This is a genomic window from Mesorhizobium sp. M0243 (assembly GCF_040321775.1).
Classification (GTDB): Bacteria; Pseudomonadota; Alphaproteobacteria; order Rhizobiales; family Rhizobiaceae; genus Mesorhizobium.
On record NZ_JAMYSF010000091.1, the window covers coordinates 1 to 550 of the forward strand.

Genomic DNA, 550 nt, shown 5'->3' on the forward strand with positions numbered 1-550 from the left:
TTTCGAGGTTGGAATTGTAGGCCCACAGGCCGGCAAACGAGAACGGCGCGTGATCGGGCAAGTAGATGTGCCAAGGGTCTTTTTTGCCATCTGCTGGAGAGATGGTCCATTCGTAGAAGCCGTCGGCGGGGATCAGACAGCGCTTCGACTTGAAGGCATCGCGGAAGGCCGGCGCAGTGTCTATGCCTTCGATCCTGGCGTTGAACATCGCCGCCTTGGGCATCTCCTTCGCCCAGAAAGGAACTAGCCACCAGCGACCCTCGCGGAGCTTGTGGTTGCCGTTCTCGCCGGCGGTGACGAATGGGACTTCCTCAGTCGGGGCGATGTTGTAGCGAGGGGCATCATTGCGACCGGTTTCTGCGGGCGCCGTCAGTCGATATAGCCGGTGGATTTCCGACCAGGTCAGATATCTCGTGTAGCGTCCGCACATGCTCACTCTACCAATTCAAGGAAGAGAAAGTTCTCAGGCACCGCATCGGCAGGCCAATTGGCGCAGCACGCCGCGACGGCAGCCTTGTTGGCATCCATCCAGATTGATGCTGCTGCATCC

General features: G+C 59.1%; 1 protein-coding gene. It reads right to left on the reverse strand.

Annotated elements, in window-relative coordinates:
• Positions 1 to 430 (reverse strand): SOS response-associated peptidase (locus NKJ11_RS33770; RefSeq protein WP_352795192.1); only part of this gene is annotated, 430 nt, incomplete at its 3' end.
• Positions 431 to 550: the final 120 nt, after the last annotated feature.